Raw genomic sequence first — 13,381 nt, forward strand, 5'->3', positions numbered from 1 at the left:
ACCAGGTCCGTGAAAGCGCTGGAACACGGCTTCCCGCCCGCGTCCACATGCTGCGTTGGCCAGATTCTTGACGTCCTCTTCTGTCGCAAAAGCGGGCCTGGCGATCTGTACGCCGAAATCATAAGACTCCACAACTCGCGGTTGGCAGCCTGTCGATGCCACCGCAATGCCCAAGCCCCATCCGGTCCCAAGAAGTCTCATGCAGATGTTCTGCCCACGCAGCGAAGGCGTGACGTTGGATGAGTGGGCACCGACAAGTGCAGTGCCCAGGTTAGGTTGAAGGCGCCTAACCCAGCTGCATGCATCAGCGACAAAAATCTCACTGCGGCACCAGCTCCACGCGCCGGTTCTTGGCCTTGCCCTCATCGCTGTTGTTGCTGGCTACAGGTGCGAGCGACGCGACGCCATTGCCCACCAGGCGATTGGCCGCAATGCCGTAGTCCTTGGCCAGCACGGCGGCCACTGCGTCAGCGCGGCGCTTGGACAGCGCCAGGTTGCTATCGAAACTGCCCACGCTATCGGTATGGCCCACTACATGCAGTTTGACAGTGGGCTCGGCCTTCAGGAAGGCGGCGATCTGCTCCAGCGAGGGTTTGGACTCGGGCTTCACGTCGGCCTTGCCAGTGTCGAACAGGATGCCGTAGATGGCGACCTTACCATTGGCCGTGATGGACTTGCTGATGTCCGATGCGCTGACCACCACCATGTTCTGCTCCATGGCTTTGGTTTCCAGGATGTCCACTGCGATGTAGGCGCCCTGCCTGGATTTGTACGTAGCGTCTTCCTTAGGCCAGTCGATGGAGATCAGGCGCACGGTAGTGTTGCCCTTCTGGAAGGTCCCCGTGCGCACGGTGCTCGCATCGGCGCCATACATCACGTATTCGCTGCGGTTGTTCTTGATGAAGTCGCGCTGGCCACTGCTGAAGTTGGCCAGAAAGTTGGTGTAACTGCCCGCCGCACTGTCACGGGTGGAGTCATACAGCGCCGTGAAACCGCTGGCCGTAAGGTCGTTGGCATAGTTGCGAAACAGCTCCAGTGACCGCGTGGCACCGGGGGCCTCGTACCACAGGCGGGTGAGCTTGCCTTCCAGAGCAAGTGGGGGCTGCACGTAGCGCCGCTTGTAGGTCTGCAGGTCGAACTCCTTGAACGTGGAGGTCTGGAACTCCACGGCGTCGAAGTTGCGCACCTCGTAGCCCACGATGGTGCTACCACCAAAACGTTTCACGGCGGGGTGATCCTTGGCGCCGGCAAGGTCCTGTGCAAACGTTGGCAACACGCTGACCGTGGCCAGGAACCCGAGGCACAGCGATGCGCCCCACTGACGAAACAGCTTCATGCTCATGGGCAATCTCCGGTTGAAAACACGCATCGCTGACTCAGCTGCACCCGGCGTTGCGACAGGCGGCGGGCTCGCATCCATCATAGGCGAGCACCTGGCCGCAGGCCACCCAGCCTTCATGCGACGCCATGGCGCAGCGCGCCGCTTTCGCGAAATGCATCACGGTTTCACACCGGCTTTGTGTTGGAGACCTCCCGCCAGCTTCATGTCACTTGCCAAACGCCGAACCGGATCCCACAGGAAATTGAGACCTATGCACCGGCTCATGGCATGAGCGTTGCATGCGCCCCCTGCACGCACCTGCACCCTCCATGACTTCATCCCACCGCCCAGCCCGCTCCCGTGCACCCGCTCCTCCAGATGCGCCACCACCCAGCGCCCCTGACCTCAGCACGCCGGTGCTCTTGCTCATGGCCGTGGCCTGCGGCCTGTGTGCGGGCAGCAACTACTTCAACCAGCCGCTGCTGCACTCCATTGCCACGCAGCTGCAAGTGCGGGACGCGTCGGCGGCGCTCATCGTGACGCTGGCGCAGGTGGCGTACGCGGCAGGGCTGCTGCTGTTGGTGCCGCTGGGCGACCTGCTGGAGCGGCGGCGGCTTATCACCACACTGATGCTGCTGGCCGCTCTGGGACTGTTTACCAGCGGGTTTGCGCACAACTACGCCATGCTGGCGCTGGGCACGCTGCTCACCGGCCTGTTTTCGGTGGCGGCGCAGGTGTTGGTGCCGCTGGCAGCCACCCTGGCTGCGCCGGGCCGCAGCGGCCGGGCCGTGGGGCTGGTGATGAGCGGGCTGCTGACCGGGATTCTGGCGGCGCGCAGTGTGGCAGGGCTGCTGTCGGAGGTGGGCGGCTGGACGCTGGTGTACCGGGTGGCGGGCGTCGCCATGGTGGCCGTGGCGTTGGCGCTGTGGTGGGTGATGCCCATGTCACGCAATACGACCTCAGCACCGACACAGGGGTATGGACGGGTCTTGCGGTCGCTGGGCACGCTGGCCTTGCACCACCCCCGGTTGCGCAGCCGGGCCTTGCTGGGAGGGTTGTCGTTTGCCTCCGTCAGTGTGTTGTTCTCCACCATGGCGCTGCTGCTGGCGGGGCCTGCACACCGACTGGGCGACGCCGGCATTGGGCTGGTGGGGCTGGCGGGCGTGGCCGGTGCACTCATGGCCAATGTGGCGGGCCGCATGGCTGACCGTGGGCAGGCGCAGGTGGCCACCGCCGCATCGGTAGGTTTGCTGCTGCTGGGCTGGGGCGCGCTGTGGCTGGGCGCCAGCAGCCTGGTGTGGTTTGTGGTGGGCATGCTGGTGGCCGACCTGGCGCTGCAGGGCGTGCACATCAGCAACCAGAACGTGATCTACCGGCTGGACCCCACCGCCCGCGCGCGGCTGAACGCGGTGTACATGACCAGCTACTTTGTGGGTGCGGCCACGGGCTCGGCGATGGGGTCGGTGGCCTGGCTGTGGGGCGGATGGGGCGCCACCTGCGCGCTGGGCATTGGCATTGCCGTGCTGAACGCGCTGGCACTGGCTTACGACCAGCGGCTGGCTGTGCGGGCGCTGGGTGATGGTGTGCGGCAGGCTACAGAAGGCGCAGGTGCGTAGCCCCCGGCAGCTGCCAGCGGCGTAATTTGTGACGTACCATCCTCGCACGGTCCCATCCCGAGACCTTTCAAGGAGGCCCCATGGCCAAAGGCGAACAGCGCAGCAACAAGATGGCGAAGAAACCCAAAAAGGACACCTCGCCGCCCAAGGAACACAGCGCATCGGACCGGCCCATGCCGCCGATGACCACCGTCATGCCCAAGGGCAAAGACAAAAACAAATAGGTCACACCAGCACTCCGCCTGTCCCGGCGAATGCGCTACCAAAACAATAGCTGCAGGCGCATATTGCATAAGCGCCTGCAGCTATTTTTGTTTGAAATTCCGCATCAGGCAGCCCTTCATTCGGCGCTCGCCGCCGCAGGGCTCAGGCAGGCTGGGCCCACCGCGCCAGCCACTGTGCATCGGGCTCTGGCCGGCCAAACAGGTAGCCCTGGTACACGATGTCCGGGGCGCGCTGGCGCAGAAAGTCGGCCTGGGCCTGGGTCTCCACCCCCTCGGCCACCACGCGCAGGCCGAAGTGCCGGGCCACCGACAAGATGCCTTCGACCAGCACGCCATCGTCGGCATTGGTGGGGGCTTCGTGCACGAACGACCGGTCGATCTTGATCTCCTGGATGGGCAGGCGCTTGAGGTAGGCCAGCGATGAGTAGCCGGTGCCAAAGTCGTCCAGCGACATGTCCACGCCCAGCGCGGCCAGGGAGCGCATCTTGGCCACCGCATCATCAAAGTCGTCGATCACCAGGCCTTCGGTCACCTCCAGCGTCAGCAGCCGGGGGTCGGCCCCCGTGGCAGCCAGCACTGCCCGCAGTTGCCCCACAAAACCCGCCTGCCGGAACTGCCGCGCGCTGAGGTTGACCGAGAGCCGCAACCGCCGCTCGCGGAACACCGGCTGCGCCAGCAGCGCACAGGCATGGGCCAGCACCCACTCGCCCAGGCTGACGATGAGGTCGGACTCCTCGGCCACCGGAATGAACACGCCCGGCGCCACCAGGCCGTCACGCGGATGCTGCCAGCGCACCAGCACCTCGGCACCCGTGACCTGGCCCGACACATCCACCTGCGACTGCAGGTGCAGCCGCAGCTCGCCTGCGCCAATGGCATGGCGCAGTTCGCGCTCCACCCGAAAGCGCTGCTCGGCGGCCTCGCCCATGCCCTGCTCAAAAAACGCAGCCCGTCCGCCCCCGGCCTGCTTGGCGCGGTGCAGGGCGGTGCCCGCGCGCCGCAGCGCATCGTGTGCACCGTCGTCCGACGTTTGGGGGTACAGGGTGATACCCACGCTGGCGCCCAGTTGGGCGTCCTGCGCATCGCCCTCCAGACGCAAGGGGCGCAGCAAGGCGGCCTGCAGTTTTTCGGCAAAGGCCAGCGCATGCCGGCCCGCCAGCGAGGCATCCACCCCCAGGCCATGCAGCACCACGGCAAACTCATCGCCCGCCACGCGCACCAGCAGGTCTTGGGGCGGCAGGATCTCGGACAGCCGCAGCGCCACGGCACAGAGCAGTCGGTCCCCCATCTCGCTGCCGCGCGCATCGTTGAAAGTGGTGAACCGGTCCAGGTCCAGCAGCAGCAAGGCATGCTGGGTGGAAGGCGGGCGACCTGCACGCCCGCGCAACACGTGCAGCCGCTCCATCAGGGTGGACCGGTTGGGCAGGCTGGTGAGGCCGTCGAAATGCGCGAGGCGGTGAATTTCATCGGCAGCGCGCTTGCGTTCGGTGATGTCCTGCTTGAGCTCCACATAGTGGCTCACGCGGCCGTCGGTCTGGCGGATGGGGGCCACCACTACAGACTCGATCAATTCCTGCCCGTCCTTGCGGTAGTTGACCTGTTCGCCTGCCCAGCTGTCACCGCGCGCCAGTGTGGTGCGCAGGCCCTCGCGCTGCGCGGGCGCCAGGCCGTTGCTGGAATAGTCTGCCGAGGCGCGGCCCACCACCTCGTCGCGCGCGTAGCCCGTGCGGCGCACAAAGGCCTCGTTGACGTACTCGATGTCCTCGCGCAGATCGGTGATGACGATGGCCTCTGGACTTTGCTCCACTGCCCGCAACAGCTTGCGCAGCGACGCCTCGCTGGCCGCGAGGTTGGCCGCAGTCTGCTGGGCCTCACGCACCCGGCTCATGTAGTTGCGGCGCGACAGCAGCGTGGCTGCAGCGGTCAGCACCAGAATGCCTGCAAGGTACACAGCACCCGCCACGCGGTTGGCCACCTGAACGGGCTTGAGCAACCCCTGAACGTCCGCCCAGATGAAACCCAGGAACAGCAGGGCCGTGAGCCCTACAAGCGTTAGCGTGGCACGCGCTCCCAGCAGCCATCCGGCCAGCACAATGATCACGGGGTAGTTCAGCAGGTTGGGGCCGTTCACGCCGCCATTGCGAGCCGCCACCAGCGACACCGATACCCACACGCCCCACACCAGCAGATAGGTGGCCAGCGTCCACCGCCGCCAGCGGGCCAGCAGAAGCGCCGTGCCGCCAATGCAGCCAGCGACAAAGTTGAGCGCCACGCGCACCGGCTGCACGGGCTGGTCCCACAGCAGCAGCAAGCCGATGACAAAACCCAGCAACATCACGGACCAACCCGCTACGCGCACCAGGTGGCGCGTTGTAGCGTCTTCGTGGTCTGGCAGCGGAACAACGGGGGCTTCGGCCATGGCGACGGGAATTACGGGGGAGGAAACCATCGTAACCGCAGGCATAGAAAACGCCTATGAACAAAACGCCGCTGGCGTGGCTGCGGCGCCCATCCATCGGCATCTGCATCGGTGTCACCAAGAACCGTCGCCAGCTTCGGCCCAAAATGGCCGCCGCAGCCTACAGGCCCGCAGGCGCAGGCCTGATCAATCAGTCCGCGTCGCTGTCCGGCGCAGGCTCGCGCACGCCAGAGCCCTTGCCCTTGGCCTTGGCACGCGCGTCTTTCTTGGCTTGGCGCTTGGCGTCTTCGGCCAGGCCTGCAGCACGCCAGGCTTCAAACTCGGCAGGCGTTTCCAGCGTGATGCGGCCCAGGATGGCGGTGCGAAAGTCCGTCATCACAATCTCGGCCGTCTTTTGCAGGTTGACCTTGCCGCCACCCAGCATGGCGCCGCGCTTCTTGCCGATGGCTGCGAGCAGTTCCTCGTCGTGCATCGTGGCCACGGCCCCCGCAGGCAGGCCCAGCTTGTAGCGGGACTCCAGCAAGGGGGCGTAGTGTTTTTGCAGGCGGCGCAGCAGCTCCAGCGCCACCAGTTCCTCGTCGTAGGCATTGCGGCCCACGGCGCCGCTGGCGGCCAGGTTGTAGCCACTTTCGGGCACCACAATGCGCGGCCACAGCATGCCCGGCGTGTCCCACAGGTAGAAGTCGTCGGCCAGGGTGATGCGCTGCTCCAGCTTGGTGATGCCCGCCTCGTCGCCCGTCTTGGCATGACGCTTGTTGGTCAAGGTGTTGATCAGCGTGGACTTGCCCACGTTGGGCACGCCGCAGATGAGCACGCGCATGGGCTTGGCCATGCCTCCCCGGTTGGGCGACAGCAGATGGCAGGCGTCGATGAGCTTGCGCGCAGGGGCGGGGTCGGACGCATCCAGCGGCACGGCGCGCGTGTCGCTCTGGGCGTTGTACCAGTCCACCCACAGCGCAGTGCGCTCGGGGTCGGCCACGTCCTGCTTGTTGAGCACCTTGAGCGTGGGCTTGTGGCCCGTGATCTCGGCCAGCAGCGGGTTGGCGCTGGAGCCGGGCAGGCGCGCGTCCAGCACCTCGATCACCACGTCAATGTCCTTGATGCGTTCGGTGATGGCTTTGCGGGTCAGGTGCATGTGACCGGGGAACCACTGGATGGCCATGCGGGGGTACTTTCTTCTTGATTCAACAGGTTCTGAGGGTGGCAAGGATAATCGCGGTCCCACTTGCACCACGCCACCGCGCTAATTGACCTCCATGCCAGCCCCTCTCGACAACTCGCGCAAAGCCAATGCCACCAAGGCCGACAAGGAGCTGCTGTTCAAGGGCGTGACCCTGGCCCTTATCGGCCTGGTCATCTTGCTGGCGCCCTATGTCGCCCGCTCCAGCAGCGTGCGCGACCTCATGACCCAGGCGGCGCTGGTGGGCTGGTTTGCGCTGGTGCTGGGCATAGCATTCGGCGTGCAGTACGGCCTGCGCCGCGCCAAGGCGGGGCGCCGCCAGCCGTGACCTTGCCGGAGTGGACGGCCCCGGCACCGGCTGCGGACGGCGCCACGGCGCAAGCCATGTTCGCGGCGCTGCAGCAACGCGCGGCCACTGCGGGCATCACGCTGCGCAACCCGCCGCCCGAGCCCACCACCTGCTGTGGGCGCGGCTGCAATGGCTGCGTCTGGGAAGGATTCCTGGACGCCGCCGAATACTGGCGGCAAGAGGCTCTGCTGCAGCTGCAAGACTGATTTTGAAGCCGTTTGGGCTGGTAGCGCTAGTGCGATATGCCCAAGCAGCTACCAAATTAATAGCACACCCCCGCCACTCGGCGCGGTCGCACCCTCAGCCCAGCTGCTCCACCGCCATGTACTGCTCGCGCCATTCTTCAAACGGGAGCGTGTCTGCGGCTTCGATGGCCTTTTGCGCGGCAATCGACTCATCGGCCATCGCCAGGTAACGCGCCTGCTGCTCGGCCGTCCAGGGCAGGGCCAGCAGTGCGTCGCGGGCGGCGATGGACTGCTGCCGTGCAAAGGCTTCAAAGTGGTGCTGGTGCTCGCGCGCCATGCTGTCCAGCACGCGGGCCGATGGTGTGCGCTCGGGCGCAGCCATCAGTGCGCGGGCATCGCGCAGTGCAGCGCTGTAGTCGTTGGTGCCATGGGTGGCATCCAGCGCTGCGGCCAAGGGCTCGCAAGCGGCCAGCACTTGAGTGCCCCACTCAGTCAGCGGCACGCTCTGGCCGTTGCGCGACAGGCGCAGGCCGGGCTCGCGGCCCCGCTCGGCGGTGAGGTGCTGGTTCTGCTTGAGTTCGGCAATCTCGGCGGGCGTATCGGGCGGGCTGTCGGACAGCAGGCAGTGCAGCAAGAACACATCCAGCAGGCGTATGGTGGGCGCGGTGATGCCCACAGGCACGAACGGGTCCAGGTCCATCAGGCGGACTTCGACGTATTCGACCCCGCGTTCGCGCAGCGCGTGCAGCGGGCGCTCGCCCGTGCGCACCGTGCGCTTGGGGCGGATGGTGCCGTAGAACTCGTTCTCGATCTGCAGCAGGCTGGTGCCCAGCTGGTTGTAGTCGCCGCCCGGGTTGCGGATGCCCACGGCTTCATAGGCCGGGTACGGCTTGGTCAGCGCCTCGTGCAGCGAGTTGGCATAGCCCGTCAGGCCGTTATAGCTCACGGCCAGCGTGGCCTGTGCGTCGCTCTGGTAGCCCAGGCGGCCCATGCGCAGCGAAGTAGCGTGGGGCAGGTACAGCGCGCTGCCGCCCTCCATGGGCTGCAGGCGGTGTTCGCGCCCTTCCACAAAACAGGGGCACAGCGCGGGCGATGCGCCAAACAGGTACAGCAGCACAAACGCGTGGCGGCGGAAGTTGCGGATGAGCGCGAAATACTGCTCGCTGTCCACACCCGGCAGTGACCAGTTGTAGTGAATGCCCGAGATGGTCTGCATGCGGCGGCCATAACGGTGGCCCAGGCCCATGCGATACACGCTCTTGGCGCGGCCCACGTTGGAGCTGCCGTAGCGGCCAATCGGAATCGTCTCGTCTGTGGGCAGGCCGCAGGGCATGCTGGAGGCCCAGAGCAGCTCGCCGCCGCTGTCCTTCAGGGTGTGGTGCACGAACTGGTGCACCTCGGTCAGCTCGTCCAGGCACTGCTGCACGCCCTTGTGGGCGCCGGTGATCAGCTCCAGCTGCGACTCGCTGTAGTCCGTGGTGATCAGGGGGTGTGTGAGGGCCGAGCCCAGCGCCAGCGGGTGGGGCGTGAGGGCCAGGCCGCCGGTGGGCAGCACGCGCAGCCCTTCCTTTTCAATGCCGCGGCGAATCCCCCCCAGGGCGTCCGCCGGGTAGGCGGCCAGTCTCTCGTGCAGTTTGCTCATATGTTTATACCGATCCAACTTCTGTCGGCCCGGAACTTAGCACGTTGAGCGCTGGCCCGCCCACAGGGGTGTCAAGCCCTTGCGGCCAAAGCGCGTCCAACCTCGTTGGTTCCCTGCGCTGCGCCACTTTGTGGTACTTGATCGCCCGCACGCTCGGTCACCTCGGCCAGGCGAGCTGCCAGTTGCTCGGGCACATCGGCGCCAATCCCCAGGTGGATGCCCTGCGTGAGCGTGATATGGGCCGCTTCAAACGTGCCCGCACCGGCGCACAAAATGGTGCGCGACGGCGCGCTTTCGTGCGCCAGCACCAGCATGGCGGGCACCACGGCCTCGGGCTTCAGGGCGTCCAACACCTCCTGGGGCATCAGGCCCTCGGTCATGCGCGTGGCGGCCGTGGGGGCCAGGGCGTTCACGTGGATGTTGTACTTGGCGCCTTCGATGGCCAGGGTCTGCATCAGCCCCACCTGGGCCAGTTTGGCCGCGCCGTAGTTGGCCTGGCCGAAGTTGCCGTACAGGCCGGTGGAGGATGTCGTCATGACGATGCGGCCGTACTGCTGGGCCACCATGTGCGGCCACACGGCCTTGCAGCAGTTGGCGGCGCCCATCAGGTGCACGTCCACCACCAGGCGGAAGTCGGCCATGTCCATCTTGGCGAACGACTTGTCGCGCAGGATGCCTGCGTTGTTGACCAGAATGTCCACCCGGCCCCAGGCGTCGATGGCCTGCTGCACCATGGCCTCGACGGCCGCAAAGTCGGTGACCGACGCGCCATTGGCCAGCGCCTCGCCGCCTGCGGCGCGGATCTCGTCGACCACGGCCTGCGCGGCCGTCACCGTGCCGCCGCTGCCGTCCACCGCGCCGCCCAGGTCATTGACCAGCACCTTGGCGCCGCGCTGGGCCAGCGCCAATGCATGCTGGCGGCCCAGGCCACCGCCTGCGCCCGTCACGATGGCCACGCGGCCTTGGAAATCAATACCCATGGTGAAGGTTCTCCTGTTGTCTTGGTCGATGAATGTGTGGAACGCAAAAACCCCTGGCACCCCACCGCAGGTGTGGATGCCGCGCGCTGCACTGTAAGCCACTGCGGGGCCCGTGCGCGTTGCGCAGGCGACTGGGTACCGCACCAACCCCTTCCAGAGCCAGAACATGGCGCGCGGTAACGCGGCACATTGGGAATAATGGGCAGCTGCGCAGGTCCCCAAGAGTGGCTGGCGCATCCCTCCTTCACTCATTTTTTGATAGCTGCTAGCGCATACAGTACTGGCGCTACCGGCCACTTTGACCCAAGGATCTCCCATGAAAGCCATCTGGAACGGCGTAGTGCTTGCCGAAAGCGATGACACGGTGGTGGTGGAAGGCAACCACTACTTCCCTGAAAGCGCGCTGCACCGCGAGTACTTCACGTTCAGCAACCACAAGACCACGTGCGCCTGGAAGGGCCAGGCCAGCTACCTGTCGCTGCTGGTCAACGGCGAGATGAACACTGACGCCGCCTGGTTCTACGCCGACCCCAAGCCCGAGGCCGCCGAGATCAAGGGCCGCGTCGCGTTCTGGAAGGGCGTGAAGGTCACGGCCTGAAACGGCCTGCCAGCACGCTCAGCAGGTTATCCCTGCGCGCGCTGGACAATCGTGTGGATAAGTTTTGGCAAGTCCTGTATGACAACGCCAAGTGCTTGATTTGCAAGGAAATGCACTGCATTGCCTTATTTTTAGGCAACCCGGTAAATCATGGCATGGGTTATCCCGGCGCACATTGGACAATGGTGTGGATAACCTTGGATAAGCCTTGTATGGCACGCTTAAGTGGTTGATTTGCAAGGAATATCCTTGCATCGCTCAAAAAACAGGCAATTGCAGAACCTCCTTTGCCACGTGCGGCCGATACCCCTTCACAGGCATCCCCCCCCCGGTTATCCCTGCCCGCACTGGACAATCTTGTGGATAACTATGAACAAGCCTTGTATGACAGTCTTAAGTCATTGATTTACAAGGAAACTTCTTGTGCCGCTGAAAAAACAGGCAGCACGGGTGGGTAAATCGTCTGCGGTACAGTGCACGGCGGCCCTCGGTTGGCCGCTCTTTATTTCATAGCTGCCAGCGCATGATCCGCTAGCGCTAGCGGCCAAAAACACTCCATCCACCAGTGTCCACCACGTACCTTCAGCACAGTCCCGCCGCAGAGCGCAACCAGGGGCCCATCCTGGCGCAGCTGCTGGCGTTGCTGCCCAACACCGGCGCCGCGCTGGAGATAGCCAGTGGCACCGGCCAGCACGCCGCGCACTTTGCAGCCGCCCTGCCCGGCTGGACCTGGCAGCCCACCGACCTGCAGGACACCCATTTCGCCTCCATCACCGGCTGGGCCGCGCAGGCCGGTGCCCGCAACGTGCAGGCGCCACGGCGGCTGGACGTGCTGCACGACCACTGGCCCAGCGACGGCCACGCATTCGGCGCCGCGTCGTTCGACCTGGTCTATTGCGCCAACATGCTGCACATCGCCCCCTGGGCCTGCTGCACCGGGCTGATGCAGGGCGCCGCCCGGCACCTGGCGCCAGACGGCCACCTGGTCACCTACGGCCCCTACCTGGAAGACGGCGTGCCCACTGCCCCCGGCAACCTGGCCTTTGACGCCAGCCTGCGCGCGCAGGACACCGCCTGGGGCATCCGCCGCATCGAAGACGTGATGGCGGTGGCCGCCCAGGCCGACCTGCAACTGGCAGCGCGGCACGCGATGCCCGCCAACAACCTGCTGCTGGTGTGGACCCACGCCGCCCACCAACCCTGAAGAGACACGTCCATGACGACACCCACCGCCGCTCCCTTCTTCATCGCCAAGGTCGAGCCCGATGGCACCCAGTGCGACGCCTGGCCCGAGCAGCCGCTGCTGCTGTCCATGGAGCAAGGCGGCATCGATTGGCCCAGCTCCTGCCGCAACGGCACCTGCCGCACCTGCCTGGGCCAGCTGGTCGAAGGCACGGTGCGCTACGCCATCGAATGGCCAGGCCTCACGGCCGAAGAAAAGGAAGAAGGTTGCGTGTTGCCCTGCGTGGCCTACCCCACGTCGGACGTGGTGCTGCAGGGCAGCGCCATCTGATCTGCGTCAGGCACCGAGCCTTTCAAACACCAAGCAGGCCCCGGTGCACTAAAATCCAGGGCTTTGGGGGCACGATGCCCCTTTGACGTGCGGCAGCGCCGCATCGCATGTTCTTTGGGGCGGTTTCTTGGAGGCACCACAGTTGCCTTCGGCCACGGGGACCTGTGCTGCAGCACACCGCCAGCTGGCAACCGCCAGAGGCTCCACAGAAAGCCCCGACCTTCCATGAACACCCCCCTCACCCCCGTGCCGATCTCGCCCGTCGAGGACATCGTGGCCGAGATGCGCGCCGGGCGCATCGTCATCCTGGTGGATGAAGAAGACCGCGAAAACGAAGGCGACCTCGTCCTGGCCGCCGACCATGTGACGCCCGAGGCCATCAACTTCATGGCCCGCTTTGGCCGGGGCCTGATCTGCCTGACGCTCACCCGCGAGCGCTGCGAGTTCCTCAAGCTGCCGCCCATGGCCGCACGCAACGGCACCGTGTACAGCACGGCGTTCACCGTCTCCATCGAAGCCGCCGAGGGCGTAACCACCGGCATCTCGGCCGCTGACCGTGCCCGCACCGTGCAGGTGGCGGTGGACCGCAACAGCCAGCCCAGCGACCTGGTGCAGCCCGGCCACATCTTCCCGCTGCAGGCCGTGGACGGTGGCGTGCTCATGCGCGCCGGCCATACCGAAGCCGGTTGCGACCTGGCCGCCATGGCGGGCTGTAGCCCCGCATCGGTGATCTGCGAGATCATGAAGGACGACGGCACCATGGCCCGCCTGCCCGATCTGCAGCTGTTCGCGGCCGAGCACGGCCTGAAGATCGGCACCATCGCCGACCTCATCGAATACCGCAGCCGCAACGAGTCGCTGGTCGAAAAGGTTGGCACGCGCACATTGCAGACGGCGTATGGCGAGTTCACCGCCCATGCCTTCCGCGACAAGCCCAGCCAGGCCGTGCACCTGGCACTGGTCAAGGGCCAATGGAGCGCCGACGACGTGGTGCCCGTGCGTGTGCACGAGCCGCTGTCGGTGTTCGATGCGCTCGAAGTCAACCGCTCCATGCATTCCTGGGGCCTGGACACCAGCCTGCAATACCTGGCCAAACAAGGCAAGGGCGTGGCCGTGCTGCTCAATTGTGGCGAAAGCGCCTCCCAACTGCTGGCGCAGTTTGAAGGCACCGCCCGCTCCGCCCAGGCGCCCGAGCGCGGCCGCATGGACCTGCGTACCTATGGCGTGGGCGCGCAGATCCTGCGCGAATGCGGCGTGCACAAGATGGCCCTGATGGGCCAGCCACGCCGCATGCCCAGCATGACAGGCTACGGCCTCGAAATCACCGGCTTCATCCCCAAAGAATAAAGACAGG

General features: G+C 65.8%; 13 protein-coding genes. 8 read left to right on the forward strand and 5 right to left on the reverse strand.

The annotated features are described in order from the left end of the window. Positions 1–319 precede the first annotated feature (319 nt). Positions 320–1,342, reverse strand: coding sequence for an OmpA family protein (locus tag N4G42_RS17000; protein WP_116747547.1), 1,023 nt, complete (start codon positions 1,340–1,342; stop codon positions 320–322). Positions 1,343–1,650: 308 nt separating this feature from the next. On the opposite strand from N4G42_RS17000, the gene N4G42_RS17005 reads away from it, so the two are divergent. Together N4G42_RS17005 and N4G42_RS17010 are read left to right on the forward strand one after the other, a co-directional pair. After that, positions 1,651–2,937, forward strand: a complete 1,287-nt coding sequence (locus N4G42_RS17005; RefSeq protein ID WP_409557844.1) for an MFS transporter — start codon at positions 1,651–1,653, stop codon at positions 2,935–2,937. A gap of 80 nt (positions 2,938–3,017) precedes the next feature. Further along, the gene (locus tag N4G42_RS17010) at positions 3,018–3,161 is read left to right on the forward strand and encodes a hypothetical protein (protein ID WP_167514358.1); all 144 of its coding nucleotides are present in this window, start codon (positions 3,018–3,020) and stop codon (positions 3,159–3,161) included. Between the two features lie 142 nt (positions 3,162–3,303). Here the strand turns inward: N4G42_RS17010 and N4G42_RS17015 are convergent, their stop codons facing one another. Both N4G42_RS17015 and ylqF read right to left on the reverse strand, forming a co-directional pair. Continuing rightward, positions 3,304–5,580, reverse strand: coding sequence for a putative bifunctional diguanylate cyclase/phosphodiesterase (locus tag N4G42_RS17015; protein ID WP_260668009.1), 2,277 nt, complete (start codon positions 5,578–5,580; stop codon positions 3,304–3,306). A 190-nt stretch (positions 5,581–5,770) separates the two neighbouring features. Then, positions 5,771–6,742 (reverse strand): ribosome biogenesis GTPase YlqF, encoded by a 972-nt coding sequence (ylqF, locus tag N4G42_RS17020; protein ID WP_099730760.1) that lies wholly within the window; start codon positions 6,740–6,742, stop codon positions 5,771–5,773. A gap of 94 nt (positions 6,743–6,836) precedes the next feature. On the opposite strand from ylqF, the gene N4G42_RS17025 reads away from it, so the two are divergent. After that, complete coding sequence (locus N4G42_RS17025; RefSeq protein WP_056064818.1) at positions 6,837–7,088, forward strand: hypothetical protein; 252 nt, start codon at positions 6,837–6,839, stop codon at positions 7,086–7,088. Positions 7,089–7,144: 56 nt separating this feature from the next. Continuing rightward, positions 7,145–7,315, forward strand: coding sequence for an oxidoreductase-like domain-containing protein (locus N4G42_RS17030; RefSeq protein ID WP_056747202.1), 171 nt, complete (start codon positions 7,145–7,147; stop codon positions 7,313–7,315). Positions 7,316–7,409: 94 nt separating this feature from the next. On the opposite strand, the gene gshA is transcribed toward N4G42_RS17030, so the two are convergent. Beyond that, positions 7,410–8,936: a glutamate--cysteine ligase gene (gene gshA / locus N4G42_RS17035; protein ID WP_260668010.1), complete on the reverse strand. Its 1,527-nt coding sequence runs from the start codon at positions 8,934–8,936 to the stop codon at positions 7,410–7,412. A 71-nt stretch (positions 8,937–9,007) separates the two neighbouring features. After that, on the reverse strand, positions 9,008–9,916 hold the full coding sequence (locus N4G42_RS17040; protein WP_260668011.1) for an SDR family oxidoreductase: 909 nt from the start codon (positions 9,914–9,916) through the stop codon (positions 9,008–9,010). A gap of 316 nt (positions 9,917–10,232) precedes the next feature. On the opposite strand from N4G42_RS17040, the gene N4G42_RS17045 reads away from it, so the two are divergent. From N4G42_RS17045 to ribBA, 4 genes are all read left to right on the forward strand, one after another. Next, complete coding sequence (locus N4G42_RS17045) at positions 10,233–10,514, forward strand: DUF427 domain-containing protein (RefSeq protein ID WP_015015027.1); 282 nt, start codon at positions 10,233–10,235, stop codon at positions 10,512–10,514. Positions 10,515–11,079: 565 nt separating this feature from the next. Beyond that, positions 11,080–11,718, forward strand: coding sequence for a class I SAM-dependent methyltransferase (locus N4G42_RS17050; RefSeq protein ID WP_260668012.1), 639 nt, complete (start codon positions 11,080–11,082; stop codon positions 11,716–11,718). A 12-nt stretch (positions 11,719–11,730) separates the two neighbouring features. Then, positions 11,731–12,027, forward strand: coding sequence for a 2Fe-2S iron-sulfur cluster-binding protein (locus N4G42_RS17055; protein ID WP_056064834.1), 297 nt, complete (start codon positions 11,731–11,733; stop codon positions 12,025–12,027). A 225-nt stretch (positions 12,028–12,252) separates the two neighbouring features. After that, positions 12,253–13,374: a bifunctional 3,4-dihydroxy-2-butanone-4-phosphate synthase/GTP cyclohydrolase II gene (gene ribBA / locus N4G42_RS17060; RefSeq protein WP_260668013.1), complete on the forward strand. Its 1,122-nt coding sequence runs from the start codon at positions 12,253–12,255 to the stop codon at positions 13,372–13,374. The last annotated feature ends 7 nt before the right edge of the window (positions 13,375–13,381 follow it).

Origin of the sequence: Acidovorax sp. K2F, from assembly GCF_025246485.1 — a bacterium.
Classification (GTDB): domain Bacteria; phylum Pseudomonadota; class Gammaproteobacteria; order Burkholderiales; family Burkholderiaceae_C; genus Acidovorax; species Acidovorax delafieldii.

What these genes read in the sequence shown, in the direction of transcription:
- ribBA (WP_260668013.1), top strand. Translation starts at nt 12,253, where the DNA reads ATGAACACCCCCCTCACCCCCGTGCCGATCTCGCCCGTCGAGGACATC.
- N4G42_RS17040 (WP_260668011.1), bottom strand. Translation starts at nt 9,916, where the DNA reads ATGGGTATTGATTTCCAAGGCCGCGTGGCCATCGTGACGGGCGCAGGC.
- N4G42_RS17025 (WP_056064818.1), top strand. Translation starts at nt 6,837, where the DNA reads ATGCCAGCCCCTCTCGACAACTCGCGCAAAGCCAATGCCACCAAGGCC.
- N4G42_RS17000 (WP_116747547.1), bottom strand. Translation starts at nt 1,342, where the DNA reads ATGAGCATGAAGCTGTTTCGTCAGTGGGGCGCATCGCTGTGCCTCGGG.
- N4G42_RS17005 (WP_409557844.1), top strand. Translation starts at nt 1,651, where the DNA reads ATGACTTCATCCCACCGCCCAGCCCGCTCCCGTGCACCCGCTCCTCCA.
- N4G42_RS17030 (WP_056747202.1), top strand. Translation starts at nt 7,145, where the DNA reads ATGTTCGCGGCGCTGCAGCAACGCGCGGCCACTGCGGGCATCACGCTG.
- gshA (WP_260668010.1), bottom strand. Translation starts at nt 8,936, where the DNA reads ATGAGCAAACTGCACGAGAGACTGGCCGCCTACCCGGCGGACGCCCTG.
- N4G42_RS17055 (WP_056064834.1), top strand. Translation starts at nt 11,731, where the DNA reads ATGACGACACCCACCGCCGCTCCCTTCTTCATCGCCAAGGTCGAGCCC.
- N4G42_RS17010 (WP_167514358.1), top strand. Translation starts at nt 3,018, where the DNA reads ATGGCCAAAGGCGAACAGCGCAGCAACAAGATGGCGAAGAAACCCAAA.
- N4G42_RS17015 (WP_260668009.1), bottom strand. Translation starts at nt 5,580, where the DNA reads ATGGCCGAAGCCCCCGTTGTTCCGCTGCCAGACCACGAAGACGCTACA.
- ylqF (WP_099730760.1), bottom strand. Translation starts at nt 6,742, where the DNA reads ATGGCCATCCAGTGGTTCCCCGGTCACATGCACCTGACCCGCAAAGCC.
- N4G42_RS17045 (WP_015015027.1), top strand. Translation starts at nt 10,233, where the DNA reads ATGAAAGCCATCTGGAACGGCGTAGTGCTTGCCGAAAGCGATGACACG.